Consider the following 14,702-nt stretch of genomic DNA (forward strand, 5'->3'; position numbering starts at 1 on the left):
TATGTTATAATAGTTACGTTTACTAAGGTCGACTTAATTAAGGAGTGTTATAAATGACAGTTTTACAACAAGACCAACTAACGGATTTATTAAAGCAATATGAGGAGGAAATGATTCAACTTCGCCGTCATTTCCATGAAAGTCCTGAGCTTTCATTTGAAGAAGTAGAAACACCAAAAACAATTGCAGCATTTCATCGTGCGTTGGGGCATGAGGTACGTGAAGGTGTTGGTGGCAATGGTGTTGTGGCGAAGCTAGTAGGTGGTAAGCCAGGGAAGACAGTAGCATTGCGAGCGGATTTTGATGCCTTGGCGATAACTGAGGAAACTGGTTTGCCATTCCAATCAAAGGTGAAAGGGCGTATGCATGCTTGTGGGCATGATGGACATACAGCCTCACTATTAATTTTAGCGAAGGCGTTTAATCAAATGAAGGATGAATTAGCAGGAACGATTGTCTTTATTCATCAACATGCGGAGGAGCTTGCACCAGGTGGAGCGATTGCCATGATTCAAGATGGCTGCTTGGAAGGTGTAGACGTTATTTTCGGTACGCATTTATGGGCGCCAACTGAGCTTGGTAAAATTCAAACAGCAAAAGGCCCGTTAATGGCTGCAGCAGATGCAATTTATATTACGATTAAAGGGAAAGGCGGGCACGGTTCGAACCCTAGTGATACGAAGGATTCCATTGTTCTTGCAGCACAGTTTATTACGAATTTACAACAGCTTGTCGCTCGTCGTGTGAACCCACTTCGTCCAGCTGTTGTATCAATTGGTCATATTGAGGCGCTAAATCCGTTCAATGTTATTGCTGACCAAGTGTATATGAAGGGCACTGTACGTACTTTCCATGAGGAGGAGCGCGGTTTATTAGAGCGTGAAATTGAGGAAATGCTAAAGGCAACATGCTATTTAACGAAGGCTGATTATCAATATGAATATGTTCGAGGCTATCCACCAGTAGTGAACCATGAAGCAGAAACAGAGCATGTGATGGCATCCGCAGAAAAAGTAGCTGGTGTAGAGGCTGTTGAGCTTGTTGATCCAAATATGGGAGGAGAGGATTTTGCTTACTTTTTAGAGGAAATTCCAGGGTCATTCTTCTTTACTGGAGCAAAAAATCCAGCGTGGGAGGAAGTGTATCCACATCACCATCCAAAATTCGATATCGATGAGCGTGCATTGCGTATTGCGGCAAATGTGTTAGGGCAAGCAACGTTAGATTATTTAGAAAAAAATAATTAACAATATTGATTCGCTCGATTAACTTAAAAAATAAAGGCATGTTTGAAAAGATATTACCTTTTCAAACATGCCCTTTTTTCGTTTGGTAGCCAATCATTATATATTTCTAAAATAAGGCGTTTTTTTCAGTACGGCACAAAGTGGGATAGCAATAGCAAGCCCGATTGCATTTTGTAGCAAGTCACCAGGTATAGATGCTAAAGGCTGTATCCAGTTGCCATATAAAATAACCTCACCAATATAGTAAACTGCAAGCATAACAGGCACAGAAACAACTGTAGCAACAATATTAATAATCATGCTCGTTCCTTTTTTACCGTTCATAAAGGCAATCTTACCAACGATAAATCCTTGTAAGAAGCGCGCGACAATCGTAATAGGTGCCCAAATTGCCCAGCCACCCATAATGTCGAACAATCCCATACCGGCAGCTCCAGCAATTGCCCCTTTTTTAGGTCCGAATAAAATGGCAATTGTGAAGAGCATTGCTGTTCCTAAATGAACAAGCCCCCCCTTTGCTGCGATAGGTAGCTTAATATTAATAAATGTTGCAATGACAACAAGTGCAATCAAAATAGCTGTCAGCACTAAATCAAATGTTTTATTTTGTGATTTTTGGGCACTTTGAATTTGTTGCATCGTAATCCTCCTTAAGTTGATATGAATTATTCATAACTTTAGCAGATAGCTGGTTGCTGTAAAAGTATCAATTTCTTTAAAAATATAGTGGTCAGTTTTGTTGTGAAAACAATTGTCTCCCATGTTAAGATGAACATATTAGAATTTGATTGGTGGATGATAAAGATGAAAAAAGTAGCTGTAATCCAAGATATGTCCTCCTTTGGGAAATGCTCATTAACAGCAGCATTACCTGTTTTATCAGTGATGGGGGTACAAGCATGCCCATTGCCAACTGCTATTTTGACAGCGCAAACAGAATTTCCAAGCTTTTTTTGTGAGGATTTGACATCAAAAATGGGGCATTTTACCGAGGAATGGCACAAAATGAATGCAAGCTTTGACGGCATTTTGACAGGCTTTGTAATGGGAGAGGAGCAAATTCAGCATATTTTTGATTTTTTGGATGTATTTCATGAGGAGCAAACGACTTTGCTTGTTGATCCTGTCATGGGCGATCAAGGTGAGGGCTATCCACTGTTTACAGGTCGCTTGCTAGAGCAAATGAAGGAGCTAGTAAAGCGTGCGGATATTATTACACCAAATTTAACGGAATGCTGTATGCTGACAGGGCTATCATATGAAAAATTGCACAGCTATACAGATGCAGGCGATTATTTACAGGCATTGGAGGAAGTGGCACAGTTACTAGCAGAAGAAACAAAAGCGAAAGTAATTTTAACAGGTATTGTGCCACCAACAGTAGAGCCAACAATTGGCAATTTACTCGTAGCAGATGGCACAACCATTTTCAGTCAACAGCCTTTCAATGGTGCAGGCTATTCAGGAACGGGTGATTTATTTGCCGCAACGATAATGGGGAGCGTTTTACGTGGACAGAGTATTGGGGAAGCAATCCAGTTAGCGGCACAATTTTTAACAGCTGCTATTAATGAAACACATGCACAGCAAATTCCACGCAATATGGGTGTGCACTTTGAGAAGTATTTGAAAATGTTGATTTAAAGGAGAAAACGAAGGATGAAAAACATTTATGCGTTTGAAAGTGTTGAGGAGCTACAAGCTTATTCAAAGGATATTGAGCAGCTAAATAAAAAGCTAGTTGCTTATCAGGCACTTTTAGAAAAGGAGTTTGGCTTAGACGATTTACCAAAGGCCATTGTGTGGACATCAAAGGAAAATGCAACAACAATTTTTTCTAATACACCTGTTCCAGCATATACGAATGACGTAAGAATTTGCATGTCGCCAATTGTGCAGGATTGGCGCGAATTTCATCTTGCACAGCTAGAAGGACAACGTAATGAACGCATTGAGAAATATTATAGCGAAATTACATTAGATCATGTGTTTTGCATACTAGCACATGAATTAACGCATCACCTTCAGTTATTTATTGATGATTTTGACGATGGGCGTAAAAATAGCATTTGGTTTGAGGAAGGTATGTGTGAATATTTGTCACAAAAGCTTACATTATCAGCTGAGCAATATGAGGAGCTTGTAGCAGTTGAGGGGAAATTGATTGAGTTATTTACAGAAAAATATGGGCAACATTCCTTGGACGAGTTTGGTAAGGGGAGCTATGAGGCAACGAGTTTGACAGCTATAATGATTTATTATTGGCGTAGCTCTAAGGCAATTAAATATATTGTTGAAGACTGTTATGGCGGAGATATTCATAAAGTTTTTGCACTATACTATGAGTGGGATAAAGCGGGAAGAACAGTGCCGTTGACGGAGTATTTTGGTGTAACGGCATTATAGGGGGATAGGGATGAGAAATGATGAGGTTGTACTTGTAACGTATGATAAAGCATGGGCAAAAGAGTTTGAACAAGCGAAGGAAGCGTTATTGTGTGTGACTAACTTGCTAAGCGAACAAATTGAGCATATCGGTAGCACATCAATTCAAGGAATGCGGGCAAAGCCAATTATTGATTTGCTAATTGGAGTTAAGGATTTAGCTTGTCTTGAAAAAGCCTTTTTCAAGAATTTATCAAAGGTAGGCTTTCATAGACTGCGAGTTGAGCGACCTGATGAAATTGTATGTGCAAAATTTACGGATGATACATTTCAAACAAAGACGCATTTTATTCATCTTGTGCAATATAAAGGGCAAAAGTGGCAGGAATTATTGTTTTTTAGAGATTTCTTAAGGGCAAATGCTGAAGCAAAAAAACAGTATGAGCAGCTAAAGCTATCGTTTTTTGAAACAGGCTTGCACGGTATTGCGGCATATACAGATTATAAAGAAGGCTTTGTAAAGTCGATTTTAGCAAAGCGAAGGGTGGATACATAATGGAAATTGTAGAATTAGCAATTGAATTTGAGTTTAATGGACAGAAAAATTGTATATATCCTAGCTTAATTGTGCTAAATAATGAATTAACTTTAGTAGATACAGGCTATGTACAGTTTTTACCTTTAATTGAAGAAGCGATAGTGGAGCATGGCTATGATTTAGCAAGCTTAAAAAATATTATTATTACCCACTATGATGATGATCATATTGGTTCACTATATGACTTTAAGGAAAAGTATCCATCGATTCATTTAATCGCTAGTAAAAAGGAGTCTAGCTCTATTAGTGGAGCGAAGAAGTCTGAAAGATTAACTCAGGCTGAGGCAATGCTTGAAAATATGGTAGGTGAGGAGCGAGAGTTTGGTGAGTGGTTCATTGGGCAGCTTAAAAGTGTAAAGCATGTTGCGATTGATGAAACTGTACAAGATGGCGATGTGATTTTAAATGGTGGGTGTAGAGTAATTGCTACACCGGGGCATACAGCTGGACATATTTCCTTGTATTTTCCTAGTCTCCAAAGTGTGATTACAGGTGATGCGGCTGTTAATGAAGAGCACAAATTGGTGATTGCTAACCCACAATTTTGTCTGGATATTGATGCAGCAAAACAATCTTTACAGAAGGTGATTGATTTACAGGCGAACACTTATTATTGCTATCACGGTGGGAAATTTGTTAACAGTGATTAGGAGAATTAAGCATGAAAATTAAACCAACAACAGATATAGTAGCATCTTGGATTAAGAGCTACGTGCCGCAAAAAGATTGATCAGAATTCAGCAGAAAACGCCTACTTCTACAGATGAGGGATGAATGCTGAGATAGGCTTTCATTCAGTAGGTGTCCAAACGCCCACTGAATTCTAATAAAGCCTCCGGCGGATGTCAGGGATTTTGAAAGGAGTCAATTGCGCAAGCACAATTCAAAATCCCGACGCAATTATGCCAAGGCATAATTGATTTTTTTATCAGTGGAGGATTTAGAAAGAAAGCTAGATTTATCGAATGTACTTGTTATGCCAAAAGATGAATTCTATGAGCATTCGGTCTATCAGCAGCCTGATTATGTTAATAGCTATGAATATTGGAATATAAAAAACGCTCAGTATGTCATTGTTGCGGAAAGTGATTGGATTGAGCTACTTGATGCAGAACAAAGGCAATTCATTTTAGCAGCATAACAAAAATATGAGCGAGGACTTGTAGTACCAGCCTCCTTTATTTAGAATATGGAACGAATTCCTAAAGACTATGTCCAGAATGAGCATGTAATTTTGCAGCATCAAATGTGGGAGCGGCTAGATTGGGTATGTAAGGAACAATTGCTTACGACGATGGTCCATGAATGGTGGGATAACGGAGAGTGTGAGGAAGCTCCAAGTGAGTTGCCTCTATTTTTAAAGCCCTATACCAATAAATTTTGCACACAGCAAGGGGCTAATTGTTTAGCGACAGTAGTGTATGCAATGAGTGAAGGAAAGCAGCGATGGTTTATAGACGAATGGATACATCAAAAAACATTTGTGGAAAAGCTGAAGCAGTATAACTATCGACCAACAAATGCTGATAACCTGCAAATAGGTGATGTTGTTGTATGGCATGATGACAATGGAATTATTCAACATGCAGCTTATTTTATTGGGCGAAATCTATTCTTTAATAAGCATGGGCAAACTATTTTTAACCCGTGGAAGTTACTCTCAAAAGAGCAATTATACAAAGAATGGAATCATTTAAAAGCGATTGTATATAGGCAGGAGGAGAATTAAGTGGAAGTAGTTTTATTTAATGGGGAAATCGATGATTTAGTGCGCTTGTTAACGGAAAATGAATGGCCTTATCATGCTGATATGAGTGTTGAGGAGAATACTGTGAGAAAAGCCGTGGAAAAGGGCTATTATGCAGATGGTCGCGAAACATTTTGGATTATTGAAAATGAAGAAAAAGTTGGCCTACTCATTATCAATGATATCGATGATACGATTCCGCTGTTTGACCTTCGTTTAGCTGTATCAACACGTGGAAAAGGGCTTGGTGTGAGGGCATTAAAATGGATGCAAGATTATTTATTTGGAGAGAAAAATAAAGTTCGGATTGAAGGCTACACACGTGCTGATAATACTGCAATGCGCAAATGCTTTACGAAAGCAGCCTTTGTCAAGGAAGGCTATTTGCGTAATGCCTGGGAAAATAGCGACGGCACTGTTTCGGATACGGTATTGTATGGTGCGATTTATGAGGATTGGAAAAATGCAACCGTGACACCAAATAGAATGAATGAAGTGCCATACTGATATGTTATAATGATTGACAATAAAAGCAAAGGAGTTGATTCGAATGAAAAACGTACATAAGGTGATTGGCGAGTAAAATCTACTTACTCTTTTCAATCACAGAGGCTTACTATTATTGAAAAGAGGTCTATTATGTATCAAGATAATGAATTAATCATCCGAGCTGTGGAGGAGAAGGATTTAACGCGTCTATGGGAGCTTATCTATAAGGATGAACAACCAGAATGGAAAAAATGGGATGCACCTTACTATCCACATCAATCTAAAACATTAGAGGAGTTTTTACCAATCGGGCAAGGTTGGATTGGTGATGATGATTTTTGGGTGATTGAAGTAGCTGGTGTTGTGCGTGGTATTGTGTCGTATTATTGGGAGCATGAGCCTTCACAGTGGCTGGAAGTAGGTATCGTTTTCCATGAAGGTGGCTCGTGGGGCAAAGGCTTAGGCACACGTGCATTAAAGCTATGGATTGATCATTTATTTAATACAATGCCATTAGTGCGTGTTGGTTTCACAACATGGTCAGGCAATAAACGCATGATTCGAGTTGGTGAAAAGCTCAATATGCAAATGGAAGCGAGAATTCGCAAAGTGCGCTATTACGAAGGGCATTATTATGACTCTATTCGCATGGGCATTTTGCGTGAAGAATGGGAATAAACAAGAAAGGTGGCGCAGAGAAGCGCCGCCTTTTTAAAATCGCCGATATATTTGAAATTTCGCCGATAAATTGGCGAAAGTCGCTGATATATCCTCAAAAGTCGCTGATATATAGTTGGCTTGCATGACGTATGATAAATCGCTCTTTGGTACATTGTAGTGTAGCCTGTGTTGCTAAAAGCTGCCAGTAAAACGGTGCTTGCGCTATAAAATAATAAAATAGCTTCCCATCGCCCACCAATGATTGCACCACCCCCCGCTGCGCTCACCATTATCCCATAAGTTGAAGGACATCCTTTAAAAAAGTCATTTCCTGTGAATCAAGTGAAAAAGCAATCATTAATGTGCAAGTATACAAACTGAAGGAACTTTCACAAAAGCTGTAACGAAACTCCTTCAAAATCTATATATAAGTATGGCGAAGGGAGGGAAATGAGTGGAGGACTTAGATGAAATATATAGGGCGCATGCGGATGGGGTGAAGGCATTTTTGATTTCACTGACAGCCAATGTTGATTTAGCAGAGGAGCTAACACAGGAAACCTTTTATCAGGCGACAAAATCGATTCATCGCTACAATGGTCAATGTAAAATATCGGTATGGCTATGTCAAATTGCCAAGCATCTGTATTATGATTTTTTGAAAAAGGAAAAGCGAAGGAAACATATTACAATCGATCCTATTCAGGAAATAGAGAGTGGCAATACACCACATAGCGAAATCATAAATCGCTCAACGTTAATTTCGATACATAAAGAAATTCATTTATTGCAAGAGCCATATAAGGAAGTATTTTTGCTAAGAACATCCATTGATTTAAGCTTCAAGGAAATTGGAGAGATATTTAACAAAAGCGAAAATTGGGCGAGGGTTACCTATTATCGTGCGAAATTAAAATTAGCAGAAAGGTTAGAGGGTGAGCGAGATGAACTGTAATATTATAAAAGATTTGCTACCGTCATATGCTGATGGTGTTTGTAGTGACGAGACGCGTAAAGTAGTGGAGGAGCACATTCAAGAGTGTGCAAAATGCCGATCACTTTTAACGATGCTGCAACAAGAAATAACATATGTGCAGCCATTGCCTGAGGAAGTTAAAAAGGCAATTTCTCCGTTTAAGAAAATTAACCGAAGACGTTATTTTAATATTATAGCAGCAGTAGCTATTACCTTTATGGTAATGGTTATTGGGATGTCAATCTACCAAAATGTCGGCGTTGTACACAACTTCTTTTCACCAAGTCAGTGGGGGAATGTTGTTATTGCTTCAGAGGAAGATGAATGGCAGCAAGTAGATTTTTCTATCTTTGTAGATGAGCCACAGGATTATGTGATGTTCGATAGCGTTTTTTGGAAAAAAGCGGTTGTTAATGTAGCAGGGAGTGATGGCGATATTCGACTAAGAATAAAAGATGACAGCGGTCAAATCATTATAGATGATGTAACAATAAAAGAGGGGGCACGCTTGGAGTTAAAAGAGTTAAAAAGAAATAAAAAATACTATTTTGAAATACAGGCACCACCAGGAAGATATTCAATCAATGCGATATAAGTAAGAAAGGGAGCGTCCGAAAAGTCATTTTGGGACGCTCCCTTTGCGACGAGGATGGTGACAATTGATTGTGACCACCGCAGGAGCACTGTAAAAAAGCGGAGCTGTTCAGAAAGTTCACTTTCTGGACGGCTTCTTTTTAAATCAGCTCTTTAATAATTGCTTCAAAGCGTGTACGATATGGCTCTGAAATACGCATAAAGGCTGAGCTTGTGAAATCATTCAAGTGGATAATGCCAAAGCATGTGTAGAATAGTGCTGCTACAATATAATCCTTCAGTTCTTCAATAGATGCACTTTGCTCAGAGGAAATCAAAGGACAAAGCTCGATAAATGGCATTGTCATAAATTTTTCAAGCCATTGCAGGTTTTCCTCAGTATTCATTGCTTGCTCAAAGAAAGAATCATATGGAATTTCTTGTACAGCTATTACTGTGCAGACAAAGACAGGCAATGTTTCAGGTGTTAGCCCGAATTTTTCAACATATGCCTTGGCAAAATATTCAGGCATCGGTGAATGGTCACCATCACATTCATACATATAATCGATAATGAGCTTGTTATAGCTTTTATCGTATAAGCCAAGACCAAAAACGGCGAATGTACTTGGCATAGCAGCCTGCTCATCATCAACATCGTGATAAAAATGGTATTCAGCCATCGCTTTATAGCTATATTCGACAAGGCTAGGATGCAAGCTCGGGAAGCTTAATACTTTGGCAAAAAAATGGTGTGATGATGTAATTGGTAAAGATTCCACAGGCAATAGTAAGCTGCTTTCACCTTCATAGAAAATGCTGTAGCTTTTTGGGAAGTCTGTCTCTAATACTGTATTTAAATAGGTCATAGCCTCGCGATAGGCTTCCTCTGTTTCTTGTTTCATATGAATGGTAATCGTTGCAAGTACATCATTTGCTGTTCCTGTAAAAAGCGCTGATTCAGTTGTTGGTAAAGTGCCAGAGCCCACTGTAGTTAATCGGTTATATGTGTCGATATCTAGATATTTAATCGTTGTAAGCAATTCTTCAACAGTTAAATATTCAAAGCTGGCACCATATTTTCGTAAATTGATAACATAGTAGCTTAATAAAGGTAAGTACTGAGCAGATTGTTGCTCGCTAGTGAATCGAGAAAGGCAATAGCGTTGCTCCTCAAAGCCAAGCTCTTGGCGAAATGTATTTAATAATGCAAGCTGTTGATAGTAACAAAGCACCTCATACATTGTGAACAAATCAAGTGAAAACGAAGGAGTAATAATTTTAGCAGGGTAGTCATTTGTTTCAACTTGATATTTTTTAGAAAGAAGCTCTTGCTCTAGCTGTAGCCATAATGAGTTATCATTGGTAAATTGTTCTGTTTTCATTGTATTGCCTCCTTTATAGTAAGTGTAAAGGCAATTATTCGAATTTTCTATATGCCTTTTGCCGCAATGTTATAATGAAAAAGGGGTGAGAGAATGGAAATTTTACATGAGATACCGACTGTTGAGGAATTTTTAATGCTACGCAAGCTAGCTGGAATGGGGCCTCGTGATTCGCAGCATGTGCAAACAGGCTTAAATAATAGCTGTTTTTCTGTAATTCTTCGGAAAGAGGATGGTCAGTTAATTGGGATGGGACGTGTTATTGGTGATGGAGGCACAGCTTATGTTGTGGTCGATATCGCAGTTCATCCAGATGAACAAGGGAAAGGGCTTGGGAAAATGATTATGAAAGAAATTAAGCACTATTTAGATACTGAAATCAGCCCACAAGCCTTTGTTTCTTTAATCGCAGATGGACCGGCAGCCAAGCTTTATGAGAAATTTGGCTTTGTAGCAACAGCGCCTAAATCGATTGGGATGGCTTATGTGCGTAAATAGTAGAAAAGTGGGCGTCCAAAAAGTCATTTTGGGACACCCCTTTGCGACGAGGATGGTGACAATTTGCTCCTGCGATTACTCGTCGCAGTTAAAACCATTTGCTCCTGCGGTTACTCGTCGCAGAAAAGCTCTATTGTGACCACCGTAGGAGCACAATTTTAATCAAAAATTTATTATGTAAAAAGCGGAGCTGTTCAGAAAGTTCACTTTCTGGACAGCTCCTTTAATCTTTATGGTGACGATAAAAAGTAAAATGGCCTCGACCGTTTTTCTTTACATCGTATAATGCTGTATCTGCTTGCTGTAATAGAGCTGATAAAGGCTCTGCCGCGTTTACAATGGTTAAGCCAATGCTGAAGCTTAAATGAACAATTGTATTGTCATTTTCCACTGTTAGAGCACTCAAGCCTCGGTGCAGCGTTTCTGCAAAGTCTTCAAGCCGCTCACGCTCTTTACTAGAGCAAATTAGTAAAAATTCATCTCCACCGTAACGTGCAACGATGGCCTTTTTTTGTAAAGCAAAGGTTTTTAGCCTCGCGCCTACTGTTTTTAAAGCCTCGTCCCCAATTAAATGCCCATATGTATCATTAATTTGCTTGAAATAATCTAAATCGATAATTGCGAGCAATGTATAGATCGATGCATCCAATTGCTGCAAAATTTTATTCGCCGCTGTCTCGAAATATTTTCGGTTATAAACATCTGTTAAAGGATCGATAGAGGTTTCATGCAAAATTTGATTGCGCTGAATATTCATTTCAGCCTCTAAAGCATGTGCTGTTTCTTGCTCATCAAGTAAATCATTTAAAACCTTTACTTGCATTTTAAACATTTCGATTAAGTCAGGGTGATTGATTTTTTCCATACATTCACACATATATTGATAAGCGATAGCTTTCAATGAAGTATCCTTAAATGTATCTGTATAGAGCGCTAGAAGCTGAAATTCCTCAATGGCTCGTGCATAATCCCCCTACTTCATCAATAAATAGCCACAGTTTTGCAGAATAACTCCTTTTTGATAGCTGGACATCGCATCCATATGCTGATAAACAACAGCATTAATGCTGTTAGTGATGGAAAAGCGCTTTAGTACGGTGTTTAAATAAACTAAATCAACCATCATGCTATAAACAACGGATTCCTCTGCCTGTCCCTGCTCCACAGTCAGCTGCGCATAGAAAAAGGCTAGTTCTAAATAATCACAGGCGCGTTCATACTCGCCGACATTCATTAAATAGCTTGACATCGTGCCATACACACGGCGCTTTAAATTTGGGTCCGTTGTTTGTGCCCCATAGTTTAATGCTTTTTTTACATGGCGATGGACAATGCTATCAATTGAAGAGGAACCACTTTCCCATAAATTGACCGCACATAAATGAAACCAAATAGCACTTTCCACATTTTTATATTGCTCGATAAATGAATGAAATTCAGTTAGTGTTTCATGCGCACGTGCTGGTAAATCAATCAATCGATAGCTTTTTACTTTCATATCGTATAGCTTAGCTACAATAAAGCGCTCGTTATGTGATTTTGCTAAATCAATAGCCGTATCGACTTGTTCTACTACTTCTTTATATTTTTTATCATTAAATGCTCGTTGTATATTTGAGAAAATAGCACTGATTTTGGAGGGCATCTTATCACCTGCGTAAGTTGTATTTCCTATATTATACTGTAAAATTAATGGAGAGATTGTATTTTATATAAATTTAATTAAATAATTAACGTTTAAAATGATTCAGTGGGTATCCTAAATTTTATAAGGCTTGTATGCTAAAAGCCTTATAAAAAAGCTAGGCATAAAAAAGGATAAGTGATAGGCTAAGTGATATAGGATTGTCCCTTTTTGAATTTACATAATATTTTGATTTATAGGAGGGTGATTTATGAAAGATAGTATTCAAAAAAAGATGACACTTTACTTTTCGATTATCGTATTGATTTTAGCTGTGCTTATTGCATGGACAACTTATCGCTCATCAATTCAGCTAGTTGAGCAATCATTGAATGAAATTGCGAAAACAATTGCAGAGCAATCTGTGATGCAAATCGATATAGAGGAGTATATAAAAGAGATTGAGCTGGGAGTAACTGAACCAGACTCATCCTATTATCTTGCATTGCGAGAGCAAATGAATAAGCATCGCCAAGCTACAGGATTGCGCTATTTATATACGATGGGGCGTGAGCAAACAGAGAATGGCTATGATTATTTTTATATGGTTGATGGGCTACCAATAGGAGATGAAAATGAATCCTTGTTAGGAGAGTTAGAGGATAATGCAGATATTTTGCCAGATGTAGAAAAGGCATTTTCGACAGGTGCTACACAAATTTCTATGACAAGTGAAGGGAAGTATGGCTCACTTATTTCTTCCTATGTGCCAATGATATCACAATCAGGCGAGGTAATTGGAGTGATGGGAGCCGATTTAGATGCGACAGCGATTTATATGAACATGGCGCAGCAAAAGAGGAATTTATACCTTATTATAGCAGGTGCTTTACTAATTAGTATTATCATTGTTTATGCTTTAAGTCGCTATTTTGTATCACCTTTACGAAGCCTTGCACATCAGGTACATAAGGTTGGAGAAGGGGATTTATCAGCAGACTTTTCAACGAAGCGCACAGATGAGGTTGGGACGGTAGCGAATGCTTTTCAAAAGATGACAGATAGCTTAAAGCCCGTGATTTCAGGTATTTCTCAGCATTCTACAACACTCGTTCAAATGTCCAAGGAGCAATTGAGCAATGCAGAGGAAATTAAGCAGGGTAATGAGACGGTTGCTCAAACGATGGTTAATTTGGCAGCTGGTGCGGAAGGACAGGCAGCGGCTACAGTAAAAATTGTTGAAACGGTTGAGGATTTCGCTAAGCAAATCGATTACACAAGTGATAAGGGAGATGCCTTAAATAAAGAGGCTGAGAGTGTTCTTGCTTTAACTGATGAAGGATTTAAGCAAATTACTGAAACAGAGCAGTATGTATCTATTTTGTATAAAGGTGTAGAGAAATCGGTAGAACAGGTCAAGGCATTGGATGATGATGCCAAAAACATTTCAAGCTTAGTACAAGTTATAGAAGGCATAGCAGAGCAAACAAACTTGCTAGCTTTAAATGCAGCGATTGAAGCAGCGCGCGCTGGAGAGCATGGCAAGGGCTTTGCGGTTGTGGCAGATGAGGTTCGTAAGTTGGCTGAAGAGGTGAAGAAGTCAGTCGGTAATATTGTCAGTATCGTTGGAGGAATTCAAGAGCAGTCAAGTGAGGTAGCTAAAGTATTAGAGTCAGGCTACGAGCAAGCGAGTAAAGGCACCGTCACATTGAAGGAGACCGGTTTTGTTTTTACTAATATTCATTCTGCAGTTAAGCAAATGCAGCAGCAAATTCAAGGGATTGCACAGGATTTACAGCATATTTCCGAACGAGGTAATAGTATTCATAGCTCCATCGGTAATGTTGCTACAGCGACAGAGGATGCACAGGCTGGTATTGAAGGTACATCAAGCCTTGTACAAAAATCAACGGTTTCGATGGCAGAGATTGTGCATAATTCAGAGGAGCTAACGAAAATTGCCTCTGAATTAAATCAGTTAATAGAAAGGTTTAAGGTTGAACAATGATAGAGATTAGAAAAGCAACTACGCAAGATGCAGCACAAATAGTGCAAGTAATGGCAGATGCTGAACAATCAGGCTTTATGCTATTTTCACCTGGTGAACGTCAAATAACGGCAGAGGGGCTTGCGAAAATGATTGCCAACCTTAATAATGAGGTAAAATCTGGACTATTTATAGCACAAGAAGGAGAAGTGATTTTAGGCTATATGATTGTTCGCAATGACAATCCAGAGCGTATTGCACATAGAGCTTACTTAGTCATCGGCGTGCACAGTAATAGTCGAGGAAAAGGTGTTGGCAAGTCTTTGTTTAGTTTTGTCCTCAATTGGGCAAAGGAAGTTGGTCTACATCGGCTTGAATTAACGGTATTAGTGAAAAATGAGGCAGCTGTTCATTTGTATAAAAGGATGGGCTTTGAAATCGAAGGGATTAAAAAGCATTCTTTATATATTAATGGACAATATGAGGATGAATATTATATGGTAAAATTGCTTTAAAATATATTGGCTAGCCTG

The 14,702-nt window shown here is 38.7% G+C and carries 18 protein-coding genes; 14 read left to right on the plus strand and 4 right to left on the minus strand.

Features of this window, described 5'->3' with window-relative positions:
- Window positions 1-53 precede the first annotated feature (53 nt).
- Window positions 54-1,247, plus strand: a complete 1,194-nt coding sequence (locus R6U77_RS06540) for an amidohydrolase (RefSeq protein ID WP_319837860.1) — start codon at window positions 54-56, stop codon at window positions 1,245-1,247.
- Between the two features lie 96 nt (window positions 1,248-1,343).
- Here the strand turns inward: R6U77_RS06540 and R6U77_RS06545 are convergent, their stop codons facing one another.
- The gene (locus R6U77_RS06545) at window positions 1,344-1,886 is read right to left on the minus strand and encodes an ECF transporter S component (protein WP_319837861.1); all 543 of its coding nucleotides are present in this window, start codon (window positions 1,884-1,886) and stop codon (window positions 1,344-1,346) included.
- A gap of 165 nt (window positions 1,887-2,051) precedes the next feature.
- Here R6U77_RS06545 and R6U77_RS06550 point away from each other — a divergent pair, with 165 nt between their 5' ends.
- The 10 genes from R6U77_RS06550 to R6U77_RS06595 all read left to right on the plus strand — a co-directional run bounded on the left by R6U77_RS06550 (window position 2,052) and on the right by R6U77_RS06595 (window position 8,697).
- Entirely contained in the window at window positions 2,052-2,891 is an 840-nt protein-coding gene (locus tag R6U77_RS06550) for a pyridoxamine kinase (protein ID WP_319837862.1), read from the plus strand.
- Between the two features lie 15 nt (window positions 2,892-2,906).
- Complete coding sequence (locus R6U77_RS06555) at window positions 2,907-3,653, plus strand: hypothetical protein (RefSeq protein WP_319837863.1); 747 nt, start codon at window positions 2,907-2,909, stop codon at window positions 3,651-3,653.
- Window positions 3,654-3,663: 10 nt separating this feature from the next.
- Window positions 3,664-4,188 (plus strand): GrpB family protein, encoded by a 525-nt coding sequence (locus R6U77_RS06560; RefSeq protein WP_319837864.1) that lies wholly within the window; start codon window positions 3,664-3,666, stop codon window positions 4,186-4,188.
- Entirely contained in the window at window positions 4,188-4,880 is a 693-nt protein-coding gene (locus R6U77_RS06565) for an MBL fold metallo-hydrolase (RefSeq protein WP_319837865.1), read from the plus strand. Before R6U77_RS06560 ends, R6U77_RS06565 begins: the two co-directional genes overlap by 1 nt.
- Before the next feature lie 266 nt (window positions 4,881-5,146).
- Window positions 5,147-5,371 (plus strand): hypothetical protein, encoded by a 225-nt coding sequence (locus R6U77_RS06570; protein ID WP_319837866.1) that lies wholly within the window; start codon window positions 5,147-5,149, stop codon window positions 5,369-5,371.
- Between the two features lie 93 nt (window positions 5,372-5,464).
- Window positions 5,465-5,959, plus strand: a complete 495-nt coding sequence (locus tag R6U77_RS06575) for a hypothetical protein (RefSeq protein ID WP_319837867.1) — start codon at window positions 5,465-5,467, stop codon at window positions 5,957-5,959.
- A complete protein-coding gene (locus tag R6U77_RS06580) occupies window positions 5,960-6,484 on the plus strand; it encodes a GNAT family N-acetyltransferase (RefSeq protein ID WP_319837868.1) in 525 nt (174 codons plus the stop codon).
- 132 nt (window positions 6,485-6,616) lie between these two features.
- A complete protein-coding gene (locus R6U77_RS06585) occupies window positions 6,617-7,144 on the plus strand; it encodes a GNAT family N-acetyltransferase (protein ID WP_319837869.1) in 528 nt (175 codons plus the stop codon).
- Window positions 7,145-7,580: 436 nt separating this feature from the next.
- Window positions 7,581-8,081: an RNA polymerase sigma factor gene (locus R6U77_RS06590; RefSeq protein ID WP_319837870.1), complete on the plus strand. Its 501-nt coding sequence runs from the start codon at window positions 7,581-7,583 to the stop codon at window positions 8,079-8,081.
- Window positions 8,071-8,697 carry an anti-sigma factor family protein gene (locus tag R6U77_RS06595; protein ID WP_319837871.1) on the plus strand — a complete coding sequence of 209 codons (627 nt, stop codon included), beginning with the start codon at window positions 8,071-8,073 and terminating at the stop codon, window positions 8,695-8,697. Before R6U77_RS06590 ends, R6U77_RS06595 begins: the two co-directional genes overlap by 11 nt.
- A gap of 139 nt (window positions 8,698-8,836) precedes the next feature.
- Here R6U77_RS06595 and R6U77_RS06600 read toward each other — a convergent pair whose 3' ends face one another.
- Window positions 8,837-10,060: a DUF6138 family protein gene (locus R6U77_RS06600; protein ID WP_319837872.1), complete on the minus strand. Its 1,224-nt coding sequence runs from the start codon at window positions 10,058-10,060 to the stop codon at window positions 8,837-8,839.
- A gap of 93 nt (window positions 10,061-10,153) precedes the next feature.
- Here R6U77_RS06600 and R6U77_RS06605 point away from each other — a divergent pair, with 93 nt between their 5' ends.
- Window positions 10,154-10,558 (plus strand): GNAT family N-acetyltransferase, encoded by a 405-nt coding sequence (locus tag R6U77_RS06605; RefSeq protein WP_319837873.1) that lies wholly within the window; start codon window positions 10,154-10,156, stop codon window positions 10,556-10,558.
- A 223-nt stretch (window positions 10,559-10,781) separates the two neighbouring features.
- On the opposite strand, the gene R6U77_RS06610 is transcribed toward R6U77_RS06605, so the two are convergent.
- Together R6U77_RS06610 and R6U77_RS06615 are read right to left on the minus strand one after the other, a co-directional pair.
- Window positions 10,782-11,423 carry a GGDEF domain-containing protein gene (locus R6U77_RS06610; protein ID WP_319837874.1) on the minus strand — a complete coding sequence of 214 codons (642 nt, stop codon included), beginning with the start codon at window positions 11,421-11,423 and terminating at the stop codon, window positions 10,782-10,784.
- Window positions 11,424-11,531: 108 nt separating this feature from the next.
- On the minus strand, window positions 11,532-12,203 hold the full coding sequence (locus R6U77_RS06615) for a hypothetical protein (protein ID WP_319837875.1): 672 nt from the start codon (window positions 12,201-12,203) through the stop codon (window positions 11,532-11,534).
- Between the two features lie 250 nt (window positions 12,204-12,453).
- On the opposite strand from R6U77_RS06615, the gene R6U77_RS06620 reads away from it, so the two are divergent.
- A complete protein-coding gene (locus tag R6U77_RS06620; RefSeq protein ID WP_319837876.1) occupies window positions 12,454-14,190 on the plus strand; it encodes a methyl-accepting chemotaxis protein in 1,737 nt (578 codons plus the stop codon).
- The gene (locus tag R6U77_RS06625; RefSeq protein ID WP_319837877.1) at window positions 14,187-14,684 is read left to right on the plus strand and encodes a GNAT family N-acetyltransferase; all 498 of its coding nucleotides are present in this window, start codon (window positions 14,187-14,189) and stop codon (window positions 14,682-14,684) included. Before R6U77_RS06620 ends, R6U77_RS06625 begins: the two co-directional genes overlap by 4 nt.
- The last annotated feature ends 18 nt before the right edge of the window (window positions 14,685-14,702 follow it).

It is taken from the genome of Lysinibacillus louembei, from assembly GCF_033880585.1.
Taxonomy (GTDB): domain Bacteria; phylum Bacillota; class Bacilli; order Bacillales_A; family Planococcaceae; genus Metasolibacillus; species Metasolibacillus louembei.